Origin of the sequence: Teichococcus aestuarii, assembly GCF_003116135.1 — a bacterium.
Taxonomy (GTDB): Bacteria; Pseudomonadota; Alphaproteobacteria; order Acetobacterales; family Acetobacteraceae; genus Pseudoroseomonas; species Pseudoroseomonas aestuarii.
The window spans coordinates 1-26,426 of the sequence record NZ_PDOA01000031.1; the positions used below are offsets into that span (position 1 = coordinate 1).

22 protein-coding genes and 3 pseudogenes are annotated in these 26,426 nt (G+C 65.6%); 17 read left to right on the forward strand and 8 right to left on the reverse strand.

The genetic code is table 11. The features are described 5' to 3' along the window. The 12 genes and pseudogenes from CR165_RS22515 to CR165_RS22570 form a co-directional block, all read left to right on the forward strand. Positions 1–117 (forward strand): annotated as a pseudogene (locus tag CR165_RS22515) (IS5/IS1182 family transposase); the annotation flags it as partial. Between the two features lie 36 nt (positions 118–153). Beyond that, positions 154–1,179, forward strand: a complete 1,026-nt coding sequence (locus tag CR165_RS22520; protein ID WP_109519154.1) for an ISL3 family transposase — start codon at positions 154–156, stop codon at positions 1,177–1,179. Positions 1,180–1,528: 349 nt separating this feature from the next. Further along, positions 1,529–1,708: pseudogene (locus CR165_RS26245) on the forward strand (ISL3 family transposase); the annotation flags it as partial. A 694-nt stretch (positions 1,709–2,402) separates the two neighbouring features. After that, complete coding sequence (locus tag CR165_RS22530) at positions 2,403–3,788, forward strand: exopolysaccharide biosynthesis polyprenyl glycosylphosphotransferase (RefSeq protein ID WP_181378315.1); 1,386 nt, start codon at positions 2,403–2,405, stop codon at positions 3,786–3,788. Between the two features lie 43 nt (positions 3,789–3,831). Continuing rightward, the gene (locus CR165_RS22535) at positions 3,832–4,665 is read left to right on the forward strand and encodes a WecB/TagA/CpsF family glycosyltransferase (protein ID WP_181378316.1); all 834 of its coding nucleotides are present in this window, start codon (positions 3,832–3,834) and stop codon (positions 4,663–4,665) included. Next, positions 4,665–5,864, forward strand: coding sequence for a glycosyltransferase family 4 protein (locus CR165_RS22540; RefSeq protein WP_109519158.1), 1,200 nt, complete (start codon positions 4,665–4,667; stop codon positions 5,862–5,864). The genes CR165_RS22535 and CR165_RS22540 overlap by 1 nt, the downstream gene beginning before the upstream one ends. Next, positions 5,864–7,804 carry a polysaccharide biosynthesis tyrosine autokinase gene (locus CR165_RS22545; RefSeq protein WP_109519159.1) on the forward strand — a complete coding sequence of 647 codons (1,941 nt, stop codon included), beginning with the start codon at positions 5,864–5,866 and terminating at the stop codon, positions 7,802–7,804. Before CR165_RS22540 ends, CR165_RS22545 begins: the two co-directional genes overlap by 1 nt. 7 nt (positions 7,805–7,811) lie before the next feature. Further along, positions 7,812–9,116, forward strand: coding sequence for a hypothetical protein (locus CR165_RS22550; RefSeq protein WP_146202011.1), 1,305 nt, complete (start codon positions 7,812–7,814; stop codon positions 9,114–9,116). A gap of 178 nt (positions 9,117–9,294) precedes the next feature. Beyond that, positions 9,295–11,151 (forward strand): glycoside hydrolase family 5 protein, encoded by a 1,857-nt coding sequence (locus tag CR165_RS22555; RefSeq protein WP_181378317.1) that lies wholly within the window; start codon positions 9,295–9,297, stop codon positions 11,149–11,151. 73 nt (positions 11,152–11,224) lie between these two features. Further along, positions 11,225–12,328 carry a glycosyltransferase family 2 protein gene (locus CR165_RS22560; RefSeq protein ID WP_109519162.1) on the forward strand — a complete coding sequence of 368 codons (1,104 nt, stop codon included), beginning with the start codon at positions 11,225–11,227 and terminating at the stop codon, positions 12,326–12,328. Between the two features lie 127 nt (positions 12,329–12,455). Next, a complete protein-coding gene (locus CR165_RS22565) occupies positions 12,456–13,757 on the forward strand; it encodes a lipopolysaccharide biosynthesis protein (RefSeq protein ID WP_146202012.1) in 1,302 nt (433 codons plus the stop codon). Between the two features lie 102 nt (positions 13,758–13,859). Further along, positions 13,860–15,113, forward strand: a complete 1,254-nt coding sequence (locus CR165_RS22570) for a glycosyltransferase family 4 protein (RefSeq protein ID WP_109519164.1) — start codon at positions 13,860–13,862, stop codon at positions 15,111–15,113. Here CR165_RS22570 and CR165_RS22575 read toward each other — a convergent pair. Both CR165_RS22575 and CR165_RS25255 read right to left on the reverse strand, forming a co-directional pair. Further along, positions 15,076–15,678, reverse strand: coding sequence for a transposase (locus CR165_RS22575; protein ID WP_109519165.1), 603 nt, complete (start codon positions 15,676–15,678; stop codon positions 15,076–15,078). The two genes, CR165_RS22570 and CR165_RS22575, sit on opposite strands and share 38 nt — an antisense overlap. A 2-nt stretch (positions 15,679–15,680) precedes the next feature. Continuing rightward, positions 15,681–15,998, reverse strand: a complete 318-nt coding sequence (locus CR165_RS25255; RefSeq protein ID WP_181378318.1) for a hypothetical protein — start codon at positions 15,996–15,998, stop codon at positions 15,681–15,683. A 60-nt stretch (positions 15,999–16,058) separates the two neighbouring features. On the opposite strand from CR165_RS25255, the pseudogene CR165_RS22580 reads away from it, so the two are divergent. From CR165_RS22580 to CR165_RS22590, 3 genes and pseudogenes are all read left to right on the forward strand, one after another. Then, a pseudogene (locus tag CR165_RS22580) lies at positions 16,059–17,051 on the forward strand (ATP-dependent DNA helicase); the annotation flags it as partial. A gap of 2 nt (positions 17,052–17,053) precedes the next feature. Beyond that, a complete protein-coding gene (locus CR165_RS22585; protein ID WP_146202013.1) occupies positions 17,054–18,553 on the forward strand; it encodes a DUF6880 family protein in 1,500 nt (499 codons plus the stop codon). Between the two features lie 312 nt (positions 18,554–18,865). Further along, positions 18,866–19,177 (forward strand): hypothetical protein, encoded by a 312-nt coding sequence (locus CR165_RS22590; RefSeq protein WP_109519167.1) that lies wholly within the window; start codon positions 18,866–18,868, stop codon positions 19,175–19,177. A gap of 584 nt (positions 19,178–19,761) precedes the next feature. Here CR165_RS22590 and CR165_RS22595 read toward each other — a convergent pair. Together CR165_RS22595 and CR165_RS22600 are read right to left on the reverse strand one after the other, a co-directional pair. Further along, positions 19,762–20,688 (reverse strand): replication protein RepA, encoded by a 927-nt coding sequence (locus tag CR165_RS22595; RefSeq protein ID WP_109519168.1) that lies wholly within the window; start codon positions 20,686–20,688, stop codon positions 19,762–19,764. Positions 20,689–21,360: 672 nt separating this feature from the next. After that, complete coding sequence (locus CR165_RS22600; protein WP_109519169.1) at positions 21,361–22,032, reverse strand: ParA family protein; 672 nt, start codon at positions 22,030–22,032, stop codon at positions 21,361–21,363. Between the two features lie 221 nt (positions 22,033–22,253). Between CR165_RS22600 and CR165_RS22605 the strand changes: the two genes are divergently transcribed. Continuing rightward, on the forward strand, positions 22,254–22,508 hold the full coding sequence (locus CR165_RS22605; RefSeq protein WP_109519170.1) for a hypothetical protein: 255 nt from the start codon (positions 22,254–22,256) through the stop codon (positions 22,506–22,508). A gap of 245 nt (positions 22,509–22,753) precedes the next feature. On the opposite strand, the gene CR165_RS22610 is transcribed toward CR165_RS22605, so the two are convergent. The 3 genes from CR165_RS22610 to CR165_RS22620 all read right to left on the reverse strand — a co-directional run bounded on the left by CR165_RS22610 (position 22,754) and on the right by CR165_RS22620 (position 24,676). Next, positions 22,754–23,176: a hypothetical protein gene (locus CR165_RS22610; protein WP_109519171.1), complete on the reverse strand. Its 423-nt coding sequence runs from the start codon at positions 23,174–23,176 to the stop codon at positions 22,754–22,756. Between the two features lie 462 nt (positions 23,177–23,638). Continuing rightward, on the reverse strand, positions 23,639–24,082 hold the full coding sequence (locus CR165_RS22615) for a DUF6220 domain-containing protein (protein ID WP_109519172.1): 444 nt from the start codon (positions 24,080–24,082) through the stop codon (positions 23,639–23,641). Between the two features lie 3 nt (positions 24,083–24,085). Then, the gene (locus CR165_RS22620; RefSeq protein ID WP_109519173.1) at positions 24,086–24,676 is read right to left on the reverse strand and encodes an NAD(P)H-dependent oxidoreductase; all 591 of its coding nucleotides are present in this window, start codon (positions 24,674–24,676) and stop codon (positions 24,086–24,088) included. A gap of 85 nt (positions 24,677–24,761) precedes the next feature. On the opposite strand from CR165_RS22620, the gene CR165_RS22625 reads away from it, so the two are divergent. Beyond that, on the forward strand, positions 24,762–25,667 hold the full coding sequence (locus CR165_RS22625; protein WP_109519174.1) for a LysR family transcriptional regulator: 906 nt from the start codon (positions 24,762–24,764) through the stop codon (positions 25,665–25,667). 31 nt (positions 25,668–25,698) lie between these two features. On the opposite strand, the gene tnpC is transcribed toward CR165_RS22625, so the two are convergent. After that, a partial coding sequence (tnpC, locus tag CR165_RS22630) for an IS66 family transposase (protein ID WP_109519175.1) occupies positions 25,699–26,426 on the reverse strand: 728 nt, incomplete at its 5' end.

Here is a 26,426-nt window from a genome sequence, read left to right on the forward strand (position 1 = left end):
GGCCTGGTCGTGCGCACCATCGGCCTGGCCCGGGCCGAGGTGAAGATCGGCCTGGCCAATCTCGCCTACAACATGAAGCGGCTTGTCTGGCTGAGCGGCAAGGCCGCGCCAGCATAGCGATCCGCCCGGCGGGCCAGCGACCACGCCGCGGTCGTGGCTCCCTCGCCAGGGCTACACACCTCGTCCCCCCCGTTGCCGCCGCAGCAGCCTCAAACCACCCTCAGAAGCAGAAGCCGCTGGGTTTCTGGAGGTGTCCACCTGCAGGATCTGCCCTGGCAGGGTCGCCCGGTGACCCTGCGGATCCAGGCGCGCAGGCTTCGATGCCAGAATCCGGGTTGTCAGCGTCAGACCTTTGCCGAGCACCTAGTCGAAGGTGCCGCCGTTGCGGCACGCCGCACCCGACGGCTGGACGATCTCCAGCGGCATCTTGGTCTGGCCCTAGGCGGCGAAGCCGGCGCGCGCCTCGCGGCGCGACTGGCCGTTCCCATCAGCGCCGACACGTTGCTCCGCATGACCTGCCGGCAGAACCCGTCATCGGAGCCCAGTCCACCGCCGCGGGTGCTTGGGGTCGATGACTGGGCCTGGCGCCGCGGCCGCCGGTACGGCAGCATTCTCATTGATCTGGAGCGGAACCGGGTGCTCGATCTCCTGCCAGACCGGCAGGCGGAGACGCTGAGGGACTGGCTGCGGCGGCATCCTGGCATCACGGTCGTCACCCGTGACCGGGCCTGCGCCTATGCCGACGGTGCTCGCCAGGGCGCGCCCGATGCGGTGCAGGTCGCCGACCGTTGGCACCTGCTACGCAACCTCGGCGAGGCAGTCGAGGCGGTGGTGGAGCGCCATTATGCTGTGGTCCGGCGGATCGGCAGGGACGTGAGGGCCGACGGTGCCATCAGAGCAGCGACCGTTGTTGCCGTCCCCGCCATGCCCCCAGCAGCTCAGCAATGCCAGGAGGCTGGACATCCTTGGCGGCAGGCGCGCTACGAGGAGGCCGCCCGCCTGCACGCGGCGGGCACTTCCATCAGTCAGGTGGCCCGCCAGCTTGGTGCCGATCGCAAGACGCTCCATCGCTGGCTGCGGGCTGGAGCCGCGCCCAGCTGGCGCATGCCGCGGCGCGGCAGCATCCTCGATCCCCATCGCGCCGTTCTGGAGCGACGCTGGGCCGAGGGCTTGCCATAACGCTGCCCGGCTGTGGCGGGAACTGGTGCGCAGTGGCTTTGCAGGTCGTCCCTCGGTTGTCAGGGCCTGGGCCACCGGGAGACGCAGGACCGAACCCGTCATATGTCCACGTCCTGGACCAGCTGGAGATCCTATCTGGCGGCCCCCCACGCCTCGCTGTGCCACGCGCCTGCTGATGGCAAACGGCGAAATGCCCACTGAACTCGACCGCGCATTCGTCATGCGCCTGCTGGGCGAAGTACCTGTCCTGCAAGCAACAGTGGCTGTCGCGAAGCGCATTGCCCGCCTGCTGCGGCGGCAGAGCGACGACAGGCTCGATGCGGTATTGGACGAGGCCGTCGCCACCCCTCTCGCGAGCTTTGTCGCCGAGTTGCGCAAAGACATCGCGGCTGTGCAAGCTGCGCTCGATCTGCCCTGGAGTACCAGCCCTGTCGAGGGCCAGATCAACCGGCTTAAGATGATCAAGCGCACGATGTACGGCCGCGCCGGCTTTGAACTCCTTCGTGCCCGCGTTCTCTGCCCCTCATGAGGCCAAAACAGCAGCACGGAAAGTGCGGGAGATCCCAGGTCTCAGTGGCAATCAACAGCGCCTCGTCTGGCTGAGCGGCAAGGCCGCGCCAGCGTAGCAGCACGCAAGCAGGCCAATCGCCGCCGCTCCCCCGGAATGCGCAGTAGCGACCGCGTCATCACTGCCCCGGCAGCCTCAAAACGCCATCATCCATCAGAGCCGCAGGGTTTCTGGAGGTGTCCAGATCGCAGCAACAGTGATGATAAGCATCCTACTGCGGGGAACGACCTGCCATTGCAGACGCGACGATCGCGCCATTGTGAAGATATGCGCTACAACCGTTTTAGTTCCCGAATGATCTGGCGGGTTGAGAATCCGCTGCGTCAGCATCCTCGTTCTGTAAGGACATGGAACTACTTTAATACGCTGATAATACGTTTTTTTTGTAAAAAAAAATCGCCGGGAGCCTCGCTGACGATAGAGCGCAACGGCAGATCCTGCTGCCAATGGTTGTACAAAACAGGCAAAATCTCCAGATAGTTCCGTTTTTTCGGAGAGAACGTTCTTCTAGAACCATTTGCAGTGCAGCAAAGGACACGACCGATGCATCGGTCGCTAGTTCTGCTCATGTCTTTATCATGGTGCGAGGTCGGCGATGGATAATGGTGTTTCTGGTCCGACAGTTGTGTTCAGACTTCGCGATGCCCGGACCGACATGACCTTTGATGCTGTCGCCACGGGTCACCAGAGCGGCAGCTTCAGGGCAAAACCTAATCCGCTGCCAGCAGCTTTGCAGCTGTGCAACTTCCACCAGACAATCCATGTGCTAGCTTGTTTGACACAGCTTACAGCATTCTTTGGTCTCGGCTTTTTGTGTGCTTCACAGTTCGGAGCGCCTAACTCCACGTCTCTCGATATCCTGCTGCTAGCGTTCGCAGTCCTAGGTCTCACGGTCGCATTCCGGCAGATAAGTCTGCAAATGGATCCGCATCCGTTGGCTTTCAGGCGCAGCACTCCATGGCAAGCCGCAATGTTCCTGGCTTCTGGCTTCGCGACTTTGATTGCTGTGCAGGCGGTGCTGCAAGTGCAGGCGATCAGCTGGCAGTGCGCTTGGGCCACAGCGGCCGTCATGTTCGTACTGGCTGTTCGCTTCGCGGTGGAAGCACTAGGCTGGGGCATCGGCTATGGTCGTATTGCGGTATTTGGCCCAGAGGACGCGACGGTCGAACTTTGCGACACGCTGCGGGGCCGGAGTAGGTGCCCGGTGACTCTGAGGCTTCAGAATGAGAATGCCGGGAGTTGGCGCGAACTGCAGAATGCCTGTCGGGACGCCGAGGTCGACACGGTGGTGCTGACCTGCATCTCCTCCACGGAACAGGCGCGGATCGTCAGCGAACTCGCACATCTTCCCGTGGGTATCTACGTTACACCGGAGTTTTGCCCAGCGTCCGCGCCGCTGCCGCCGCTGGTGCAACTGCTTCCCAACCTGACGGCGGGACCAGGCGGGCTGGAGAAGCGGGCGATCGACCTCATCTGCGCTACGCTGCTCTTGGCAACATTCGCGCCGCTTTTTGTGCTGGTGGCCTTAGCGATCAAGCTTACCTCGCCAGGGCCTGTCTTCTTTCGGCAGGTGCGCTTCGGACTCGGCTGCGAGGAAGTACTAGTGTGGAAGTTTCGCACTATGCGGTCGGATCTCCAGGACATCAGCGGCGAACGTCGCACTACTGCGCGGGACTCGCGTGTGACCTCTGTTGGACGCGTGCTGCGGCGCCTCAGCATCGACGAGCTTCCGCAGCTCATCAACGTGGTGGCGGGTGACATGTCGTTAGTCGGTCCGCGGCCACACGCCACAAAGATGAAGGTGGAAGGCCAGATCTTCGGCAGCGCCGTGGAGACCTATCCGCTGCGGCATCGTATGAAGCCCGGGATCACCGGCTGGGCTCAGGTGAATGGCTCGCGTGGTGAGGTGGACACCCTCGCCAAGGCTCGCCGGCGGGTTAATCTTGATCTCTGGTACATCGCCAATTGGAGTGTCGGTCTCGACGTGCGCATTATTCTCCGCACGGCCTTGGGCGGTTTTGCAACCCTGTCCGCCGACTAAGCTGCATTCAGCACAAACCGCACCGACTCCTCAGGAGACATCGTTGAGCAATCTGCAAACCGTCGCGACCGTGAGTCGGGTCGAGAGCCGGCTCGCCGACAGGTCCGCCACATTGGGTTCCAACACGCGGATCCTGGGCATTCGGGTGGACGACGTGCCGCGGAGTGCCATTGTGGCACGGGTCGTGGATGCCGTGCGTCAGCGCCAGCGTGCCTATGTCGTGAACGCGAACGCGCATTTGCTGACGGTGGCGCGCGACCTGCCCTGGCTATCCGAACTCTATGATGGTGCCGACATCGCCTTCTGCGACGGTGCCGGTGTGCAACTTGCCGCCAGGCTGCTGCATGGCCGCCTGTTCCACCGAACGACGCCGCCGGAATGGCTGCCGGATGTGGCCGCCGTGCTGGCACCTGAGGGCTGCACGCTCTACTGGCTAGGCGGCAAGCCCGGCGTGGTTGAGCGGGCCGCCGAGAGTTACGCCGGCCAGACGGGCCTTTGCAGCGTAGGTTGCCAGCACGGTTTCTTCGATCATCGCGCCGGTTCCGAGGACAATGCGCGGATCGTCCGGCACATCAACGAGACGCAGCCTGACATTCTCCTCATTAACATGGGGATGCCGCTGCAGGAACGCTGGCTTTACGACCACTGGCATCTCTTGGAGGTTCCCGTGGCAATCACGGCCGGGGCGCTGGTGGACCATGCGGCAGGCCATGTGCGGAGGCCGCCGCGATGGGTTGCTAATCTGGGACTCGAATGGGCGGTGCGGCTGGCTGTTGAGCCGCGGCGCCTGTGGCGGCGCTACATGCTCGGCCTTCCTGTTTTCGGCGTCCACATCCTGGGCGAGCTGGCCATGAAGAAGCGCGAAAGGAAGGTGTGATGAAGGTTGTACACCTGGTCCGCCAGTTCAGCCCCGGCATCGGTGGCCTTGAGGACGCGGTCATCAACCTGGTGCTGCGGCAGCGTGACCGGCTCGGTTACAACAGCCGCGTCGTGACGCTCAATGGCATTTTCACCCAGCCCGGCGCGCGGTTGCCACCGACCGAGCATATCAATGGCATTCCAGTCCGGCGCATCTCATGGAGCGGCTCGAGCCGCTATCCGCTGGCGCCCGCGGTTCTGGCGCAGCTGTCCGGAGCGGATCTGGTGCATGTGCATGCGGTCGATTTCTTCTTCGACTGGCTCGCCCTGACACGCCCCTGGCACGGGAAGCCGCTTGTTGCCACCACCCATGGCGGCTTCTTCCATTCCGGCTTCGCGGCGGGACTCAAGAAGGTCTGGTTCCGCACCGTGACACGGGCAAGTTGCCGGGCCTATGACGCCATCGTGGCCGCCAGTCACGCCGACGCCCGGATGTTCGCGACCATCGCACCCGGCAATCTGGTGACTGTTGAGAATGGTGTGGACATCGGGAAGTTCGCCGATGCAGCGGCGTACCAGCCAACGCGGCATGTTGTGTATTTCGGCCGCTTCGCGCAGCACAAGCGCATCGATCTTTTGGTCCGGCTCCTGTCCGAGCTGCGCCGGCTCGACCCGTCCTGGCGGCTCACCGTAGCCGGTGCGCGGTCCGATCACTCGGGCGAGGATATCGAGCGGATGGCCGCCGCCTCCGGCCAGGCCGGGGCGGTCTCGGTGCTCGTCAACCCGTCCATAGCCGAACTGCGCGGCCTCATTGGCCAAGCGAGCTTCTTTGCCAGCGCGTCGGAGCATGAGGGCTTCGGCCTAGCCACGGTGGAGGCGCTGGCCGCCGGCTTGATCCCCGTGCTCAGCGATATTCCGAGCTTCTCAGCCTTCCTGTCGGAGGCGGGATGCGGCGTCATGCTGCGCCCCTCCGCCCTTTCTGCCGCCGCCTTTACCATGGAAGGCCTTGCGGGATCCGGGCCGAACGAGATCCAAGCGCTTCGCCGGCGCTGCATCGCGGCCTCCGCCCGCTATGGCTGGGAAGGCGCGGCGGATCGCTATGCGTCGGTCTATCGCGGCGTGCTCCGCGCCGGCGGCCGGTGGATGGGTCCAGACCATCACGCTGCATCCCAGATCGCCGCCGCGTCCGCTCCGCTGAGTTCGAAAGAAGTTCATTGATGCCGAACGACCAAACGCTGCGCACAGCCGTCCTCGACATCCTCCAGCGAATGAAGCGGCGAAAGGGATGGTTCCTGTCCGTTGCGCTGCTCGTGCTGGGCGTGGCCGCCGGCGCGATTCTGCTGATCCCGAAGACCTACACGGCATCGGCAACGATCCTGATCGCCGGCGATGAGGGCGTCGCCACGCAGCAGCTCGCCGTGCAGATCCAGCGAACCGGCGATCCGTCGGACCTGGAGAGCCAGGTCATGGTGCTGCGCTCGCCGAAGATGCTTGATGCGGTTTACCACGACTCCGTGGCGCTTGCGGCCTGGGTGGCGGCCTGCGAGGCGCAGCGAGACAACGACCTGCTGTTCGACCTCAAGGCCAGGTTGTGGCCGGCGCCGGGTTGCGCGGAACAGGCCGGGGACCGGACGCGCACCCTAATGGCCTTTGGCGCTGCGCAGGATGTGGCGGTGGTCGGCCGATCGCGCGTCATCAAGGTGAGCTTCACGGCGGCCACGCCCGATGCCGCCATGACCATGACCAATTCACTGGTTGAGCAGTATCTGGAGTTCGACCTGCATTCCAGGGTCCGGCCGCGGTTGATGGCGCTGGACTGGCTGGCCGGCGAGGTCAGCCGGCTGGAGCAGGAGATTAAGGCCGAGGAGGCCGGGATCGAGGACTACCGCAAGCGCAACGGGCTGGTACGCGGCGAGAACAATTTGATAGCCGCGGAGAGCCTGTCCTCTGTGGCGCGCGAGCTGGCCTCGGCGCAGGCGGACCGCGCTATGGCCGCCGCCCGGCTCGACGTTTCTCCGGGTGACCCGACGCTGCGTCTGGCGCGGGACAGCGCCCAGGCTCGGGTGCGCGCCATGAGCCAGCAATTCGATGAAATCTCCGGCCGGGTGCAAAGGCAGGCGGGGGTGGAGTTCACCGTGGGCGGCATGCTCCGGAACATCGAGGTGAAGCGGGGGCTCTACAACGCCATGACGACCCGGGTCAGCGAGCTCCGGGTCGAGGAGCGGCTGGTGACGAGCAATGCGCGCCTGCTCTCGAAGGCCGAGCTGCCGATGCGGCCGGCGGGCGCCCCGGCTTCGCGCATCGCCGCCGCGGGGGTCATCTTCTCGCTGCTGCTCGGCGCCGCCGCGGCGCTGATCCGCGATCTGTTCGACCGCACGGTGCGCACCCTTCCGGAGCTTTCCTCCGGCACGGCGCTTCCGGTCATCTGCCTTATCCCCCGCATTCGCCTGAAGCGCGGCGGGCTGGCCGAGATGCCGTGGCATCAGTCGCCGGCCGAGCTGCAGGATGGCGTGCGCACCCTGTTCGGCCGCAGTGTGCTGATGAAGGAGATTCCGGGCTCGCGTGTCGTGATGATGGCCTCGGCCGAGGCAGGTGCCGGCAAGAGCTTCATGACCATTCAGCTTGCACGCATTGCCGCGGCTTCCGGACGCCGGGTGCTGGTCATCGAATGCGACCTGCGCCGGCCGAGCATCGGCACCTCACTGAGCATGTCGGGCACGCGTGGCCTGACCACCTATCTGCGCGGCAAGGCTGATCGCGACGAGGTGGTGCGCCGCCGCGAAGGCGAGGGATTCGACGTGATCCTGGCGGGCGAGCTCGCGGCCGAAAGCCTGGAACTGCTTAGCAACACCCGCATGCGCGGCCTGATCGAGGAAGTGCGCAGGGCGTACGACCTGGTGCTGCTCGACACCTCGCCGGCCGGGTATCTGCTGGATGCCTGCGCCCTGGCCAAGCTCGCCGACGAAACCATCGTTTGCGTCAACTGGGGCCGCTCGCGCGAGGATGCGGTACAGTCCGCCATCAACGGGCTGCGTTCGGCCGGCGCCAATATTCTGGGTTTCGTGGTCAACCGCGCGCAGAGCGGTCGGCTCGACCTTTATCACGCGAGCTACCAACATCCGGCTGCGCCGGTGCTGTCCGCCGCGGGACAGAGCTGAGGCCGCTATGAAGCAGGCCGCCCTCAGTGTTTCCCTGGCGGGCGGCCCGGCTGGGCCACGCCGGATGGATGGAATGATTGCGCCAGACGGTGGCTTCCAGCGGAAGACGGTTCTCGCCCTGCTGGTTCTGGCGACCGCGCTGCATCTCGGTCTTTGTGCACTGCACACCGGGGGGCTGGGCGCCGCGCCGTCGCTGCACATTCCTGCGGAAGCCGCGATCCTTGCGGCGGCCATGCTGTTATCTGGCTTTCTCACCCGGCCCGGCGATGTTGCCTGCGCCGCCATCATCACGGCCTACCTCGTTGCGCTGCGGCTGGTGAACCCGGAAGCTGACCTCATCATCCTCCGGCATCTGCTGCTGGGCTTCGTGTTCTACAGGCTGGGCACGCAATGCGATGTTGGCTTTGTGGATCGCGCGGCCAGAATGATCCTGGCGGGGGTGCTGGGAGTGGGCGTTTTCGAGCTGGCGACGCCCGATCTCTTCTCGCGCTTCTTCAACATCTGGAACTATTTCTCGGCGCGTGGGCTGATCGATCCGAGCGCCGGTGAATGGGCCGACACCTCCTTCTTCGTCAGCGCCGACCGTGCTGGTGGGCGCAACATGTTTGGCTTCCTGCTGGGCTCCCACAGGGTGTCCTCGGTTTTCCTGGAGCCCGTATCGTCCGGCAACTTCGCCGCGCTGTGCTTCGCCTGGTTCATCTCCTTCCGCTCGCGGAACCGCTGGGTGTGGGTCGGTTTGTCCTGCGTCATGGTGGTGCTCGCAGATTCACGCTTTGCCGCGGCGTGCTGCTGCGTCATGGCGGTTGCCGCAATGCTGCCGGCCGCGCTACAGCGGACGGCCGCCGTGCTGGCGATCCCGGCCGTCATTACTATACTGCTGGTGATCGGCGCGCTGCGGCATGAGGAGGGCTCGATCCCGGTGATCGTGTCGGATGATTTCGTCGGCCGTATTTCCTTTGCCGGCGAGGTCCTGTGGAGCTGGGGTTGGCAGCACTGGCTGGCCCTGGCGCCGTCGCCCGTCACCACCATCGATGCCGGCCACGCCTATTTGGCCAACAACCTGGGGGCGCCGATCTATCTTCTGATTTGGCTGCTGGTGATGCTGTGGCACATTTCGGGGCCAAGATCGGCGGAGCACACAAGCTTTGTGCTGATGCTGAGCATTTACTTCGCCCTGCTGCTCAGCGTGACCGGAACGGCGGCCTTCTCCATGAAGACCGCTGCGCTCGCCTGGCTGCTCTGCGGCGCCCTCGGCGCCACGCGGCGTGGCTTCGGGCATGACCCGGGGCGCGAACGGCAGGCGATGGCCTGAACCCATGCCGCCCCGTTTTTTACCGGACCGAAGCCGCCACGATGGCCCCTTCGGCGTGGCCCGGAGAAGTCTCGCGGCCTTGCTGGCCACTGGTGTGCTGGCGCCGCGCACATCGCAGGCGCGAGGCGCCACGCCCGCCTGGGTCAGGCCGTTGGAAGCATCTCACCAAGCCCTTGTAGTGGACCTTCCCTTTAGCCGCATCCACGATCCGGCCGGGGTGATCGGCGCCGCGCCGCCGGGCCGGCCGCTGGCCGGCCTGCTGGAGGTTCGCCGCGATGTCCCGCTGGCCTATGCCGAGGCGCGGGACGGCACGCTGGTGGCCTTCCCGGCCCATGCGCCCCGTATTACGGACTGCGGCCTCCTGATGGAGCCGGAAAGCAGGCAACTCGCCCTCAGCCCGATGAACCCGAACAGCTGGCGACGATGGGACACGGTGAGGACCATGGATCTCGGCTCAGCAGTCCATCCTGCCTTCCGGGCGGCGCGCATGATGTCGGCTGCGCGGCACGCCGGGTGCGAGTTCACCGGCGATCTCCCGCCAGGGCAGCCAGTCTCGGTGCGGATCTGGCTGATGATCGGCAGTTCGGGACGGTTCCGCGTCGCGGCGCGCGCGGCGGATGGCGCAGAGGCCTTCTTCGAGGGTGCGCGCAGCTCCGTCCTCTTCACCTCGGCTCATGACAGAGCGGGTCGGTTCTCGGCCATTCAGGTCCTGCCGCGGCAGGGTGGTCTCACTGAGATAAGCTTCGTGTTTCATCCAGGGAAGGAGAGGGCCACGCGCTTGCGCCTGACACCGGCCTCGGATGACGGCGCGGCGCATCTCGACGTGCTCGGCGCGCAGGTCGAAGCGGGTGAGGCGGGCTGTTCCTCCTGGATCCCCGAGACGGGCATGATGCGCCCGGCGGACGAGGTGCGGCTTTCCCCCCGCCTGCTGCGTGGCACAGGAGAGGGCGGCAGGGTGCTGGCTCGCGGCGCCGGGCTCGCGCTCGCGCCATCCGGCCTGCTCTCCGCGCAGTGCCCGGCGCAGCTGACACGGCTGGCGCTGTTTCCTAACGGCATCGCGCCGCAGGAGGAGCAGGAGTGGCACCATGGCGGCCCCTTTCTCGCCGGCGTCAACCTGGCCGGGTTGGAGTTCGGCACGGAGCGGCCGGGGGAGCGAGACCGTCCGGGCGGGTATTTCGCGGGACAGGAGGCGCAGATCCCGGCGTTCCGGCGACAGGGCTTCACGGCCTTCCGGATTCCGGTGCTCTGGGAAAGGCTGCAGCCGGAACTCGGAGGCAGCTTCGACAGGCGCTATCTCGCTTACCTCAACGCCATCATCGACGAGGCCGGCAGCATGGGCGGCCACGCAGTCATCGATTGCCACAACTACATGCGCCGGCTGGTGCGCGGCAGGCCCCGGATCATCGGTGAGGACCCCGCCGTGCCGGCCACCGAATTCGCGCGGTTCTGGGCGGCGCTCGCCGTGATCTACCGCAACAATCCCGGTGTGGTGTTCAACCTCATGAACGAGCCTTACGAGGTCGATCTCGGCGCCCTGGCGGTGACCTACAACCGGACCATCGGGGCCATCCGTCAGCAGGGCGCGCGCAACCTCATCCTGCTGTCGGGCACACATTATTCTGGTGCCCATGCCTGGCGTAGTTCCGGCTCGGCCGACGCGCTCTCGAACATTGTCGATCCGGCCGACAACATCGCCTTCGACGTGCACCAGTATCTCGACGCCGATCATTCCGGCCGGAGTGCCAGCTGCGTCGCCGGACGTGGCGGCGCCTTGCTGGAGCCTTTCACGAGCTGGGCGCGGCGGATCGGGGCGCGCGGCTTTCTCGGCGAGTTCTCTGCCGGGCCAGGTGTGGATTGCACGGCGGAGCTTTCGACGCTGCTCTCCTACATGGCCGCCAACCGGGATGTCTGGATGGGCTGGACCTATTGGGCCGCCGGGCTCGGATGGGCCGATGACGACCCCTTCGCCATTGCGCCGGGTGCTTCCGGCAAGCCGCAGTTGGCCCTGCTGTCCCGCTATGCGAGGCAGGAATAATGACGCGCATCGCTCAATCGAGTTTTTCTTCTGCCCAGCTAGTCGTAAGGGTAGATAGCAAGCGGACCCGCCGATGAATCCGAACGCCATCACCATCTGCATCCCCACCATGAACCGGCCGGCACTGCTGGAAGAAGCGGTCAGGAGCTGCTTTCTGCAGAACCACAGGCCGCTGGAGATCCTGATCGGCGACAATTCGCCGGACGATGCCAGCGAGCGTGTCACGGCCGGCCTCGCCTTGCCGGAGGGCGTCACCCTCCGGCATGAGCGGGAGAGCGTTCGCAAGGGCCAGTCGGCCAATGTGAACTGGCTGTTCCGCAATGCCGCTTCGCCCAGGCTGGTTCTGCTGCATGATGACGACCTGCTGCTGCCACAGGCGATCGACCTGATGGTGCAGGACTGGCAGGGGCATCCGCCCAGTATCTGCGTTTTCGGAAAGCAGATCGTGGTCGACGCTGGCGGCCGGGCCAATGCGGGGCAGACCATCGCGCTGAATTGCAGCTATCAGCGCACGGCCCGGCAGGCGGGGTCCCAGCGCTCCGGCCTGGAGGCGGGGCTCGCGCAGCGGATTCCCAATAACGGCTTCCTGGTGTGCACCGAGCTCGCTCGCAGCGTAGGATACAGAACGGAAAGTGAGGTCGGGCACGCCGTGGACGCGGATTTTGCCATCCGCCTCGGCGCAGCGGCACCGGCCGGCACCGTCCGCTTCATCGACCGCTTCGTGTCGGCCTACCGGCTGAGCGATGTTTCCATCCTGCGGTCGGACACGGTGCGACAGGGCCATCACCTGTTCTACGAAGCGGTGCTTGCCATGCAAGTTTCCGCCGAGGCGATTGAGGCGAAAGCCGCGCTGCTTCGGCGGATCTCCGGCGGCGCCGTGCTGGATGCCGCCGATGCCGGACAGCGCGGCCAGGCTTGGCGCATCCTGACGTCGCGCTTCTACGCGCCCGCCATCATCGGCCCGCACACCTTCGTAGTGGCGCTGTCCATGATTCATCCAGCCCTGGGAGGGGAAGCGAGAACGCTGATGCGGAAGGCGCTGCGGATCGGACGGCGAGCCTATGGCCGCGACACCGCCGGCGTGCCGCAGCCTTCGGGCTCAGAGGCGGGTGAGATCCTTCGCCTGGCGGAGGAGCTTTCACGGCTTCTGCGCTCCCAACCGGTTTCCCAGGCATGATTCTGCGCAGGGAAAGCGGGGGTGCTGTCACGCACCCGGTCATGGCCCGGGCGGAGATGATCATAGCGGGGGTGATCGGGGCGGAGATTTCCCGTCATCGCACCGCGCGCGGCACGAGGCCTGCGGCATGATGCGGGCTCAGCCTGCCGGGCGCATTTCCGCCTGGATGGTTCCACTCGGGCCACGCGCCGTACCGGTGCTCGCCTTGGGTATGCGCTTCCTCAGCGCCGGCCTGGGATACCTGCTCTTCGCCCTGGCGGCCCGCGTCACCGATGTGGCAGGATTCAACGATTTTGCCCTGATCTTCGCCGCTGTCGGCCTGTTCGGACCCGTGGCCACTCTGGGGCAGGACCAGCAGATGTTGCGGGTGCTGCCGATCCTGCAGAAGCACGGGCAGGTCGGTTACCGCAAGGCGCTGCGCCGCGCGGCCCGGATGGTCGGACTTGGGGTCATTCTGTGCACGGCGGCGGCGGGGCTGTATGGCTGGATGTCCCTGGCCGATCCCTCCGCGTCCGTGCTCTGCTTCCTGGCGGTGCTGGTCGTGGCCAATGGGCTGACGGAGTTCCTGTTCGGTGCGGATCGGGGAAGCGGCAGTGTCCTCGGCGCCGTGGCGGCCCGGGAGATCTTGTGGAAGCTGGTTCTTCTGGTTCCAATGGCGGTGCTCTGGTTCCTGGCGGTCGAGGTCAGCGCGGCCACCCTTGCGGCGTTCTACGCGTTGGGCCTGGCGGCGTCCCTGGCACTATTCCTGTTCAGCATCGCCCGCTGGTGGCGCCGCGCGCCGCCGGAGCGGGACGGGGAAACCGCCGCCGCCGTGCCAGGAAGCTCCGTGGCGCTACTGCTGCTTTCCCTTGTTAGCCAGGCCGGCGTTCAGGTCGATACGCTGGTGCTCGGCATCGCTGCGGGCTTCCAGGGCGCGGAGCTCGGGGCCTATTTCGCAGCGCAGCGCCTGACTCAGCTCCTTTACTTCATCCCCTTCGGCGTCAACATGACCAATGCACCGCGCATTCCGGTTGCCTGGGCGCAGGGCGACGTTCGGGAGATCGTCCGGCTGTCCCGCCAAGCCTCGCGCGGCATGGGCGCGGCCGTGCTCCTGGTCGCTCTGGTGCTGGTTCTGTTCCGGGAAGAGGCGATGAGCCTGTTCCGTCCGGAATTTGCAGCCTTCTCACTGGTTCTCATTCTGCTGTCGGCCAGCCCGGTGGTGGCGGCCCTGGCGGGGATGAACCACGTCATCCCCGCCATGTGCGGTGGGGAAGTCGGCTATGCCCGGGCGCGCATCGTGGTGTTTCTAATGGCGCTGGCCGCAAAGCTGGTCGCCGCCTGGGCTGCTTCGCTGCTGGCTGTCGCGGCGATCAACGTGCTGGAGGCCGTGGCCATCGGCGCCGTCGGCGTGCTCTCCAGCCGCGCTGTCCTGGGGCGGGTGGCTCTGTGAGGGAGGGACGCGCCGTGCATCCTCTCGCTGTGCTTTTTCCCACTGTGTTCTTCTGCGGGCCGATGATCTGTTCACGCGGCTGTGCCGCATCGGAGTTCTGAGATGCGTATTCTCCTGGCCTGCGCTTCCTTTCCGCCGCAGGGCCGTGGCGGCGGGCCAATCGGCAGCCAGATGCTAGCCAAGGCGCTCGTCAAAGCCGGACACGAGGTGCATGTGGTGACAGTGGCGGATCAGGCGAGCCGGACCGAGTCCGATGGCTTGACCGTTGAAACCGTGCCCAGCCTCAATGTCTATTGGAACTACTACAAGCCGAACCCGGCCTGGAAGAAGCTGCTCTGGCACGCCATCGAGAACTTCAACCCGCGCTCCTTTCTGCGGTTGGGCGAGCTGATCGAGGAGATTGCTCCGGACATCCTGATGACGGTCAGTGTCGAGAATATCAATGTGGCGACTTGGCTCGCCGCGCGGCAGCGCGGCATTCCATGCATCCATGTCGCGCAAAGCTATTTCCTGATGTGCTGGCGTGGCTCGCTGTTCAACGCGTCAGGAAATTGCAGCCAGTGCCTGGGTTGTAAGGCCGTTTCCGTCGGCAAGAAGGCCATGTCGCAGAATGTGGATGCGCTGATCACCGAGACCGAGTTCCTGCGCGATGCCCATCTTGAGAAGGGATACTTCCGCCATGCCAGGACCTACGTCATCCCCGGTGCCATTGAGGGCAGCGGCACGCGGCGGCAGCGTCAGGCAGGACGCCTCAGGGTGGGCTACATCGGCACGCACACGCCTAACAAGGGTATCGAGGTCCTGGCCGCCGCCGCTAGGCGCCTCGAAGGGCGTGGCGACATTTCCTTCGCTATCGCCGGCAGGGGCGAGGAGGTCTACACTGCCATGCTGCGCACCGCTTTCCCTGCGTCATCGACAAGCTTTCTTGGTTGGATGGCGTCCAAGGATTTCTTTGGCGAGATTGACGTGGTCGTTGTTCCGTCCCTCTGGCGGGAACCGTTCGGGCGCGTGAGCGTGGAAGGCACGATTTTCAACGTGCCGGCCATCGTATCCCGCATCGGAGGATTGGCCGAGAATGTAAAAGATGGAGTTACCGGTCTGAGTATAGAGCCTGGCGACGATGCAGCTTTGGCTTCTCATCTCGAACGCCTGGCGGATGACAAAAGGTTCTATGAGCACCTTGCCGAGAATGCCAGGAAATCTTCCGCAGTGTACAGCATCGAGGCCGTATCGAAACAACTAGACTCCTGCATCCAAGAGGTTTTCCAAGGACGCCGCAGAGGCGACGTTGCAAAGGCATCTTGCTCTGTTGAAAGGCTCATGCGGTTGCGGCGAGGAGCATCAGGTTGTGGGTGAGGACGCGCAGAATGAGTTCGCGCCGCTGAGCCTGATGTCCTCGCGCGGTCAGCGCTGAGCCGAGGCGACGCTTGTGTTGGCTAAAGCCACTCTCGATGTGCCAGCGCTGATGATAAAGCACCCGAGGAAAGCGTTGCCGGAGGGCTCGCAGGTAGGGCGTCTTTGGCCAGCGCCGCCCGGTATTGCGGCGGTTCAGGGCAATGACGGTGCGAGCAATGCCGAGGTCTTTGCGGCAAAGGCGGTGGTTGTGTTCGGCATCGTAGCCAGCATCGGCCAGCACCGTGTCAAAAACCATGATGCTTGAAGCCTGGCGCATGACGGGCGTGAAGTCTGGCGAGTCCTGGCTTGGACCGATGCCGGTTACCGCGCCGACGATCAGGTGCGAATAGGTATGGAGTACCGCAGTCAGCTTGGGCCAGGCACGCTGTCGATGGCCCGAGCGTTTGCCATCCCCTCGGCGCTTGCCGAAATGCTCGCTGACATGGCGCGTTGCCAGCCCCGTGGCGTCGACCGCGGCCGTCGGAGAGGCGTTGATCAGGCCGGCAGCCCGGGCACGCTCAATGATGACTACCTGGGGGTGGTGGAAGACCCCCCTTTTTCAGCCTCGGGCATGAGACGGCGTGCTGCGTAGGCCAGGGTGGAATAATGCGGCACCTTCCGCAGCCCCAGGGCTTTCCGGAGCTCCTGCCATTCGGCCACCAAGGTGACGAGACCACGATAACCGGTTCGCAGGAACTGGCGCAGCGTCAGCAACGCGAAGAGCTGGGCTTGGGTGAAGTCATGCCGCGAGGTCCGGCTGCCATAGGCCGGGAATGTTTGGCGCCCGACAGCCAAAGCCTCGCGCGCTACCCCGACCGCCGACTTCGTCATGCTGCGCATCGACAACCTCGCATCCAGAGTCCAAATATCCTCGCAGCGTCGCCAGAATCAGAAGGTTTCAACAGAGCAACAGGCGGCTTCAAGCGTGACGAGGCGAACCCGCTCGCCTGCGAGCTGCTCGTGGTGGACGAGACCTCGATGGTGGACGTGCCGTTGATGCGCGCTCTCCTCCGGGCCTTGCCCGATAAGGTGGCGCTGCTGCTGGTGGGCGATGTGGACCAGCTGCCGAGTGTCGGGCCTGGGCAGGTGTTGGCCGACATCATCGGCTCGGGCGCCGTCCAGGTGGTGCGCCTGACCGAGGTGTTCCGCCAGGCGGCCGAGAGCTAGGTCGTGGTGAATGCGCATCGCATCAACCGTGGCCAGATGCTCAAGCTCAAGACAACCACAGGCAGCGGCTTCTTCTTCGTCGAGGCCAACGAGCCCGAGGACGGCGTCCGCAAGCTGCTGGCCATGGTGCGCGAACGCATCCCGGCCCGCTTTGGGCTCGATTTCGTCCGCGATGTCCAGGTGCTCTGCCCGATGAACCGCGGCGGTCTTGGCGCGCGGGCGCTCAATACCGAACTGCAGCAGGCGCTCAACCCGCCGGGCGAGCTCCGGGTTGAGCGCTTCGGCTGGACCTACTGCCCCGGCGACAAGGTCATGCAGGTGGCCAACAACTACGAGCGCGAGGTGTTCAACGGCGACCTAGGCGTGATCATGGGCATGGACCTGGACGAGGGTGAACTCACGGTCAGCTTTGACGGCCGTCCTGTCATCTACGGCTTCGGCGAACTCGATGAGCTGGTGCTGGCCTACGCGACCACCATCCACAAGGCGCAAGGGTCGGAGTACCCGGCCGTGGTGATCCCCCTTACGACGCAGCACTACGCCATGCTGGCGCGCAACCTTCTCTACACCGGCGTGACCCGGGGCAAGAAGCTGGTGGTGCTGGTCGGGCAGCGCCGGGCCTTGGCCATTGCCATCCGCAACCAGGGTGCGCGCCGGCGCTGGTCGAAGCTCCGGGAGTGGTTGGCACCAGGCGACGCCTCCTTCCTCGCCACCATAGCTGCAAGGAGCTGAGCATGCCGCCACGCGCCCGGGTATCCCGCTCACGTCTCACCCCACCACCAGCGTCCGATGAGGAACCCACAGCACCCTCCCCTGACCATCCCAAGCCGAAGAAGGCCGCACCGCGTTCGCGTGCGCTCAGCGCTGAGGCACTGGAGCAGCTGGGTGCGCGACGGCTGGCCGAGCTGCTGATGGTGCAGGCCAAGGATGATGCCGCCCTGGCCCGCACGCTGCGCCTGGCACTCGCCGGAACGGATGGCGCTGGCCGGCTTGCCACCGAGGTGGAGAAGCGGCTGCGCACCATTGGGCGCTCGCGGGGATTCATCGAATGGGACAAAGTGCGCCCCCTCGCCCGCGAACTCGACAGCCTGCGCGAGACGATCGCCGGCCCCTTGGCCAAGACGGATCCGCGCGCGGCCGTGGCGCAGATGCGGCTGCTGCTTGGCTTGGCCGACAACGTGTTTGAGCGCAGCGACGACGGCAGCGGAATGCTAGGCGAGGTGTTCCGGCAGGCAGGCGCCGAACTCGGACGGCTCTGGGCGTTGCTGCCCCAGCCCGACCCGGTGGCGCTGGCCGGCGAGGTGCTGGCGCTCTGGGACGCCGACGGCTACGGCGAGACCGACCGGCTGCTGGAAGCGGCTGGCCCGGCGCTCGGTCCCGAGGGCCGGGCGGAACTGCGCCGGCTGCTGGAGGCGCGTCTCGCCGCGCTGCCGCGTTCCCGCAAGCCCGACGCCTTTGAGAGCTGGCACGGGCGCGGTCAGATCGCCTTCCGCCTGCGCGACCTGGCGGACCTTGAGGGTGACGTTGACGCCTATATCGCGGCCGCCGAAGCAGGCGGCCGGGCGGAGAACTTCGCCAGCGACATCGCCGAGCGCCTGATCGCTCATGGGCGCTCCGGCGAGGCGCTCGCCTGGCTGGACCGGGCGCCCGAACGACATGAGGGCGAGGAGGTCCGCCAAGCTGACCTGCGCATCGCGGCATTCGACGCGCTCGGGCGGCATGAGGAGGCCCAGGCGCTGCGGTGGGAGGCCTTCCGCCGCTGGCTGACGCCGCAGCACCTGCGCCCCTATCTTCGCGCCCTGCCAGGCTTCGACGACATGGAAGCGGAGGACCGGGCAGTGGCGCACGCGATGGCGCATCCCGACCGCAATCTGGCACTCAGCTTTCTAGCCGGCTGGCCCAACCTCGGAGCGGCGGACCGGCTGGTGCGGGCACATCATGGCGAGATGGACGGGCGTGACTATGGCCGCCTCCGCCCCGCGGCTGAGGCGCTGGCCGAGCGATATCCGGCTGCCGCCACGCTGCTGCACCGGACTCTGGCCGAGGACGTGCTGCGGCGGGCCTCTTCGCGGCAGTACCCGTACGCGGTGCGTGATGTCCAAGCCTGCGCCGGCCTCGCGCCGCTGCTGCCGGCGGAGCCCGGCTTCGAGAACCATGACGTGTTTCTGGCGCGTCTCAGGCGCGAGCACGGCCGCAAAGCCGGGTTCTGGGCCCTGCTGGAGAGCAGGGGCTAACGATAATCCTTCATTATCGTGCTTGTAAAACTAAGATGATTCTTTTGCCACAGTCGCGTCTGATAATTCATTTTCGCCAGAAATGATGAAGGATCTCCCCAGTCAGAGGCGGAGCGGCTTTTCGGCTCTCGCAGTGCAGCAAAGCGGTCATGACTGACCCAGGGCTCATGCCCAGAGCCAGCAGCGGTCACATCCTTCTCCTGCTCTTTCAAAGCGCTGCTCTGCCACACTTGCGGTACCCGTGCCACATCGGAACCCTATTCGCGCCCTCGTCGGTCTCCAGGGTTCTGCGGATCACCTGGGAGAACCACCATGAAGACCACACGGCTTCTTCTGCTGGCCATCACCGGAGCGTTCCTGACGGCCCCTCTGAGCTCGGCCGTGGCGGATCCCTGGAAGGACGAGAGCGGCCATGGCCGCTACGAGCGGCGCTGGGACCGCCATGAGGAGCGCCGCTGGCACGAGCGGGAACGGCGGGTCGAGCGCCACTGGCGGCATGAGGAGCGGGCGCGTCGCGCCGAGTACGAACGCCGCCGGGCCTATGAGCAGGGCCGTCGGGACGGCTATCGCGACGGTGTCCACCGCAACCCCGCGGAGGTGTTGGGCCAGTTGTTCGGGCGGTAGGCGGAGAAGGCCATTGCCGCGTCTAGCCCCCGCTCAAAGAGGACGCTTCAGGCGGGCCCATCGGGCTGGAACATTCGCCACATCCTTGCCTCGACCGTCCCCGCCTGGTTGGCAGGCCGGGGCCCAATCAACAACCTCACCGCTGCCACGGTGCACCGCGATGGCCATAGGCTGTGCAGCGCAGACGGTCCTGGGCGCCAACCGAGAGACGATCCCCCTGCCCTGCTTCGACCAGCGACGGCGCCGTGATCGCCCGCTTTGGTTGGCAACTGCGGCGACGCGCACGGTATCAGCTGCCCTACTCGGCCGCTTCGGCGAAGGTACCGGGTTGTGCCGGCATCAGACGTTCAAACGCCTCTCCCAGGCATCGATCCTCAACGGCGCAAGGTCAGGCAACTGAGGGCCCACCTCCCGCAGCCGCGCGTCCACCAGAGAGGTGGGATCCGGTATCCCTTGCCTGATCGTCAATCTCCGACCGAGACCTCGAGCCTTGGCCTCGTAAACCGTTGCGCCGCATATCCACCGACGCAGATTGTCTCGCGCAGCAGGTCCAGTGTGTGCCTTTTTGCGAGGGGGGGGGGGTTTTAGCGGATAGCGAACTGTCTGTAGGGTACAGGCGGTGGTGACGGCTTTAGGATCACTCCCTGCTCCACTACGTCGATTTTCGCCTTGGGATAAACGGCGGCCGCCAAGCTCAATGCGTGAGTGAAGCGAGGCTTGAAGTGGAACAGTTCCTTATAGCCGGCGCCGAACTGCGCCTTGAGGGCCTTCCAAGTGATAAGCTTATCGCCAGAAAGCACATGTAGGCGGTAGGCCAGCCAAAGGTAGGCGTCGAGAGCAGCTGGATTGTTGCTGATGGCCCGGATGGCGGCTTCCTCCAGCGGCACTGGATGCTTCTGGAGCTGCTCGAAGAAGCCCTCGCTTAGCTTGGCAGTCTCAAGTGAGAGGCGGCCTTGCCGGCCAGCCATCTCGTCGTCAATGAACAATGCCCGGTCAACGATGCTCTGATTAACCAGTCCGACTTTGCCAGAACCTTGGATATGGAAAGTCAGGCGGCAACGGCTGATGCGCTCGGCTTGGTCTCGCACCGCGCGTGCGTTCGATCCACCGATGCTAGCGCCGAGCCTAGACAACCATTGGCGCAGGCTGCCGCCCAATTCGATCTCGCGCGAGCCCGTCCGGAGTGCTTCGGTCTGTAGGAACAGCAGAATGAGCCGGGCAATCGAGCCGTATGGGACTCCGACGTATTCCATAGGACCATCGTTGTCAGAGGGCCGCAGGCCTGGCTCAACAACCAGCCGGACCCTCTCTCCGGCGATCTCCCAACGGTCACTCGGAGCCAAGCGACGGTGCGGAAGAGCGCATTGAGCCCAGCCGCTAAAGGCAAAGCCTAGGCTACCATCTTCATCTGCCATGTAGAGGCTGGCTGCCTCCACGATGGTACGATCTAGCCCTGCCTGGATGGCGCCGGTCTTCCCTTTGGCCTCCAGCAATTCATGCACTGTGCCCATGCTCAGGCCGCCCCTGTAGCCGCTCGCCAGCTCAATCCCCTATTGCCATATGCTGGTACAGCGCGTCCCCGTGCCTTTTTGCGAGGAAGCTATTTGGGGAATATTAACTATTAGTTTGCTCGCAAGAAGGCACGGGATAACTCGAGAAGCCCTTGATTCGCTCAGAGTGCTCCTCGCAAGAAGGCACATTTTCATCGCAAAAAAGCACAGGAACCCTGAGGGTTGTCAACGGCCTCCCCTCGCAAGAAGGCACAGTAGATGGGCGCGCGACTCCACAAGGATGGCCAGGGCATAAGATACCGGTACTAGTTTCCTCTACCCGGCTATGCGGGTAGACGGCCTATCCCCCTTTCCGACTATCTTCCCTACGCCCCCTGCGACGTCCTTCAGGTGGATTCACGTCCGCCTCAGGCACTGGATAGCCAGCATCCCGCATCAGCCGTGCGAAGAGCCGCCGGGTACTGCCGACTTTCGCCGCTTCCTCCGCAATTAGGTCGGCAAAGGCGGCCGTGACCTTGAAGTTGACCTGGGTGTTGGCGGCCTCCACGGCTGTCGGGACAGGCTGCGCCTCAGGGCGGATTTGAGTAACCACCGCTGCTGGGGTGTGCCGAGTGGCATCGGAAAGCTGAGCAGCCAGATCCGCGCCGCTAACCCGCTTAGGCTTGAAGCTGCTCATGCCGCCACCTCTTTAGCGGAAGTACTTGGTGTAAGGGGAATAGCCCCCTTTCCGGTTAGTTCCTCTATCAGGCTAGATGCTTGTTGGCCCACCTTCCCAGAGGTCGGAACCATGCCGCTGAAGGACATTTTTGCAAAATCGGCCAGATCTCCAAAACTTTGCTGAAGTGGAGTGATCTTTTCTTCCTGGAGGCTTTCCAGAGCAGCCCGCTCTGAAAGTCCACGCGGCTTCCAGCGAGTCAGCACCACGCTATATGGGATAGACCGCCTAGCCGCCCTAGAGAGACTACCAACCTGCCGGCCAGTCCGCATTGTTTCAAGCACGCTGCCGCGGTCGGGCATGCAGGGGATAAGAACATGATCGGCCATGCCGATCGCAGAGGCAGCGGTCAGGTTTTCGAAACCGGCGGTGTCAACCAATACGATGTCATGGCCTTCAGCCAACTCGGCTGCAAGGTCTACCACTTTGATATGATCCACCTCGCTGCGGCAGGTGAGAGGAGGTCCCTCATAGGCAGCAGCATGCCATGATGCGAAACTCTGGTTCCGGTCAGCATCGACCACTGCGACCTTGAAGCCCTTTGCCGCCAAGTTGGCTGCTAGGATCATCACCGTGGTCGTTTTGGCGCAGCCGCCCTTGCCTGAGGCAACCGTTATAATAGTCCCCATATCCCCCTATCCCTACATTAGGCGGCTATCCCCATAGTCGCCCTTTGTGGATAGGCGCATAGAAGCGCCTAGGGGGCAAGGAAGCTATGGGATTACGTGGATAGGGGGATACAGGGTATGGAGGCATTTGGGATATCAACCCCCTGGTCCATCTCCTTAATCGTCCGCTTCGGGCTGCAAGCTTTATCCGGCGCCTTCTCAAGTGCATCAGAGAACCGCGCATGCGGAAGGAAAGGAGTCGGTCCAGCACAGCCGGCGGCGAGCGCTTCCTGGCCTGGCTGGCCCTGCACCGGCTGCTCGACGGGATGGGCGTGGAGGTGCCGCTGGCGGAGCGGGTCTGGCACGCCGAGGACCCGGCGCACGACCTCGACGCCGTCGACGAGGCGCTGCAGGAGAGCCTGTCCCCGCCGGAAACCGCGTCGCCGGCCATGCCCTGGTGTACCGCCCCGGCGGCCTCGTCCGTTGCCCGCACTTGAGCAAGGTGCCGGAGCTGAGCGTCTCGCCTAGGGTGAGGGGAAGGAGGTGGCCCGCCTCCGGCAAAGACCCTCGCCGGGCATGCTCTCACCGGCTGCCCTCTTCGCCGCTCCGCGCCGAGCCAGCCCCAGCAGGATAGAGCATTGTCAGACACGGGATCGCCCCGCTTGTCATTTGCCGCATCGGCGGTTTCACTTCCGCTTAGGAAGAGGTGGGAGGCTACAGGCCGATCCAACTCAGGGTTCGGTCACGCGTAGAGGCCAAGGAAGAGGTCACCCATGGCCCAGCGCCGACGCATGGTCTTCCACCGCTGCGCGCGGTGGTAGGCGCGGTCGTGCAGCAGGTGGCAGCGCTGGCAAAGGGCATGAAGGTTGCGCAGGCGGTTGTCGCGCGGGTCGTGGTTCAGGTGCGCGGTAGCCAGGACCACCTTCGTGGTGCGGATCTGCACCGCGTCGAGCAGATTGGGCCAGCGGGCAGGGCGGTTGCGACCGTCGCGCCAAGTGCCACTGCGCTCGCAGAACCAGCGCCCATCCGGCAGACAGCGCAGCAGTGTCTTGTGAGGGCGGCCGCAGCGCTCACACCGGCCGCCGGCGCGGCCAAAGCGAACCTCCGCGCTCAGCGCGCGCCAGTGCGGCGGATAAAGAGAACGTAGCTCACGACGGATCGGCATCTTGATCCTGAATTCTCTGCGCCAAGATCGGAGGCGGATAGCAAGCACTATTAAGCTGGATACGCTTGAATGACATCAGAGATGGGCCGGAAGCCACCTGGCCACTTCGAGCCCCGAGGTGAGGGAGCGGACATGGTGCTGGAGGCGCGCTCGACGGCTGCCAACCCGACGCGGTCCTCATGACCAACCTGCAGAGGTCCGCTCTCAAGCGGTAGAGGCATCTTACATCAGAAGTGCAGGGCAGGTTCACGCCATGCGCGCAAAATCACTAATCATGGCGCGGACCGGCCGGCAGCCTGACGAGTACCCTGCTCAAAAATTATCGACGCATCCATGCGCTGCTGCGCCAGTAGCGCCGAGTTGGAGGGCTGGTCAACAGAGGGCGTAGTGTCGGTTGTCAGATAGACAACGCAAAAGGTGAACGAGTCCGGAATGCGGGTCAGGCGATCATTCTGGCTTGATCTAGCTGGGCGGCAGGCGCTCTTCCGTAGCGACCGCGGCGTTGGCCGCCAACGCGGCTCGTCGGCGCTCCACCTTCGCGAGCAGCACGAGGCTTGCCACGAGCAGGAGCGCGCCGTTGAACGGATGAAGCGAGAGCGGCAGCGCCTCGCCCCCGGCGCCGAGCGCGACCTGCATGGCGTAGAGGAGGGCAACGAGGCCGGTCCACCAAGCGAAGCAGCGCAGCCGCCGCATCAGCAGCACTCCACCTAGCAAGGCGATAACCGGCAGGACCAGCCCAATGCCGAGTGCGGCATGGGCGCTCCAGACCTCCACGTCGCGGAACAGCGCTTGTCCCGCGACGAGGAACTGCCCCAGCAGCCCAAGGGGAAGTGCGCGGGCGGCCAGTACGAAGGTGCCCGGCGTGCCCTGCGCGAGGTCAGGAAGCGTATCGAGGACGCGCCTCATGGCTCAGGCCTCCGCTAGGATGCGCAAGGAGGGCTCGCGGGCAGAGACGGCCTCCGCCGTCGCCGCAATCCACCGCTTCAGGTGCGCGGCATAGGCTTCGCCCGCCGCCGCCAGTTCCTCGACCGTAAGCTTGTTCGCCCGGTAGAGCAGGAAAGGCCGCGACCAGGTCATCCCACAGCGATGCGCGGTGGCCTCCAGCGGCCGCAACAGCTCCTCAAGCGGGTAGAGATTCACGCCCGCCGGTCCATAGGCTTCTGGTACGTTTCCCGCCGTTACGGCGAGGGTGACCGGCAGGCCGTGCAGCCGCGCCCCCTCCTCCGGCCGGATGTAGAACAGCCAGGTCAGCACCGCGTCTTGCCAGGCCTTCAGCAGCGGGGGCGTCGCGTACCACTGCACCGGGAACTGGAGCACCAGCCGGTCGGCGGCGAGCAGCCGCCCGACCTCGGCCTCGATGTCGATCGCGCCCTCGGGGTTGAGCGCGCCCATGTCGAGGATCTCGACGCCGGGCAGAGGCCGTGCGGCGGCCAGCAAGGCGGCATTCGCCTTCGAACGTGAGGGGGTGGGGTGGAAGAAGAGGATCAGGGTTCGGGACATCGTGGCCTCCTGTGTGCTGGGCGGAGAGTGGGAGGCCACGCGAGATCACTCCAACAGATAATCTGTATATGCCATTATCCACACCATGAACCTTCGTGGCGTCGACCTGAACCTCCTCGTCGTGCTCGACGCCCTGCTCGAGGAGGCACATGTCTCCCGCGCCGCCGACCGGCTCGGCCTGTCGCAGCCCGCGACCTCCAGCGCGCTCGAGCGCTGCCGCCACCTGTTCGGCGACCGGCTGCTGGAGCGCGCGGCCGGGGGCATGCGCCTCACGCCCAAGGCCGAGGCGCTTCGACCGCGGCTGAAGGACGCGTTGGCCGGCCTTGTGGACCTGCTCGCCCCGTCGGAGGTGCTGCTTGCGGATCTCCGCCAGACCGTGCGGCTCCTCATGGCAGACAGCCTTGCCGCCCTCCTGCTCGACCCGCTGGTTGCGACGCTGTCGCGCACCGCACCGGGCCTCGACCTTGTCGTGCAGCCCTGGCACGGTGCGCCGGCGGCGATGGAGGCGCTGACGCGCGGCACGCTCGACCTCGCGGCGTCGGTCTTCCCCTCGGCTGGCCCCGACATCCGCCGCGAGGAGCTGCTGCGGGAGGGCTACGTCGTCGCCATGCGCCGCGACCACCCCGCCGTCGCAGACTTCGACCTCGACCGCTGGCTGTCCTATCCGCACGTGCTCGTCTCCGGCCGCGGGGAGGTGCACGGCGCGTTGGACGAGGCGCTGGCGCGTCATGGCCGGGTGAGGCGTGTGGGGCTCGTCGTGCCAAACTTCCTGCTGGTGCCGCCGCTGCTCCTCGGTTCCGACCTCATCGCGCTGCTGCCGGGCCGATCCATCGCGTCCGAGATGCGCGACGGGCTTGCGGTGCTGGAGCCGCCGGTCGCGGTGGAAGGCTTCTCGATCCACCTCGCTTGGCACCGCCGGCGGGAAGGCGATGCGGGGGTGCGCCATGTGGCAGCGACTCTTAGGGAGGTGGCCGGTGCTCATGCCCCATAAGATGATCGATCGTAAGCGCTGTCTGGAGGCCCTACGCGGGGGCGCTTGACGTTTGCTCACTGGCGCTGGCCCAGCACCATGGCATGAGTTCGTCGATGCGGCTGTTGGGCCAGCCGTTCACGAGCCGGGTCAGCAGGTCGGTAAAATAGCGCTGCGGATCGACGCCGTTCAGCTTGCAGGTCTCCACCAGCGAGGCGATGGCGGCCCAGCGGGCGCCACCATCATCGCCACTGGCGAACAGGGCGTTCTTGCGGCTGAGGCAGATGGGACGGATCGCCCGCTCCACGGCGTTGTTGTCGACCTCGATGAGGCCGTCGTCGAGGAACTGCTCCAGTCCCGTCCGGTGGTTCAGCGCGTAGCGGATCGCTTCCGCCGTCGGGCTGCTCCGCGGCAGGCGCCCGAGCTGGGCGTCGAGCCAGGTGAACAGCTCCGCCACCAGCGGCCGACTGCGGGCCTGGCGCACCGCCAGGCGTTCCATGGCAGGACGGCCGCGGATTTCTGCCTCGATGGCGTAGAGGGCGGCGATGCGCTGCAAGGCTTCGCTGGCGATCGGCGCCGCGCCGCCCTTGACCAGGTCAAAAAACCCGCGCCGCACATGCGCCCAGCAGAACGCCAGCGTCACGTCCCCGGCTAGCGCCTTGTAGGCGGCGTAGCCGTCGCACTGGACGATGCCGCGGTAGCCCGCCAGCAGCGCCCTGGCATGCTCCTGCCCGCGGCCAGGGGCGTAGCGGAACACCACCGCCGGGGGATCGGTGCCAC

Coding starts and splice junctions, on each gene's coding strand:
- CR165_RS22595 (WP_109519168.1), bottom strand. CDS start 20,688: ATGGGCACAGTGCATGAATTGCTGGAGGCCAAAGGGAAGACCGGCGCC.
- CR165_RS22610 (WP_109519171.1), bottom strand. CDS start 23,176: ATGCCGATCCGTCGTGAGCTACGTTCTCTTTATCCGCCGCACTGGCGC.
- CR165_RS22530 (WP_181378315.1), top strand. CDS start 2,403: ATGACCTTTGATGCTGTCGCCACGGGTCACCAGAGCGGCAGCTTCAGG.
- CR165_RS22620 (WP_109519173.1), bottom strand. CDS start 24,676: ATGTCCCGAACCCTGATCCTCTTCTTCCACCCCACCCCCTCACGTTCG.
- CR165_RS22540 (WP_109519158.1), top strand. CDS start 4,665: ATGAAGGTTGTACACCTGGTCCGCCAGTTCAGCCCCGGCATCGGTGGC.
- CR165_RS22605 (WP_109519170.1), top strand. CDS start 22,254: ATGCGGAAGGAAAGGAGTCGGTCCAGCACAGCCGGCGGCGAGCGCTTC.
- CR165_RS22545 (WP_109519159.1), top strand. CDS start 5,864: ATGCCGAACGACCAAACGCTGCGCACAGCCGTCCTCGACATCCTCCAG.
- CR165_RS22585 (WP_146202013.1), top strand. CDS start 17,054: ATGCCGCCACGCGCCCGGGTATCCCGCTCACGTCTCACCCCACCACCA.
- CR165_RS22615 (WP_109519172.1), bottom strand. CDS start 24,082: ATGAGGCGCGTCCTCGATACGCTTCCTGACCTCGCGCAGGGCACGCCG.
- CR165_RS22625 (WP_109519174.1), top strand. CDS start 24,762: ATGAACCTTCGTGGCGTCGACCTGAACCTCCTCGTCGTGCTCGACGCC.
- CR165_RS22600 (WP_109519169.1), bottom strand. CDS start 22,032: ATGGGGACTATTATAACGGTTGCCTCAGGCAAGGGCGGCTGCGCCAAA.
- CR165_RS22565 (WP_146202012.1), top strand. CDS start 12,456: ATGATGCGGGCTCAGCCTGCCGGGCGCATTTCCGCCTGGATGGTTCCA.
- CR165_RS22550 (WP_146202011.1), top strand. CDS start 7,812: ATGAAGCAGGCCGCCCTCAGTGTTTCCCTGGCGGGCGGCCCGGCTGGG.
- CR165_RS22590 (WP_109519167.1), top strand. CDS start 18,866: ATGAAGACCACACGGCTTCTTCTGCTGGCCATCACCGGAGCGTTCCTG.
- CR165_RS22560 (WP_109519162.1), top strand. CDS start 11,225: ATGAATCCGAACGCCATCACCATCTGCATCCCCACCATGAACCGGCCG.
- CR165_RS22570 (WP_109519164.1), top strand. CDS start 13,860: ATGCGTATTCTCCTGGCCTGCGCTTCCTTTCCGCCGCAGGGCCGTGGC.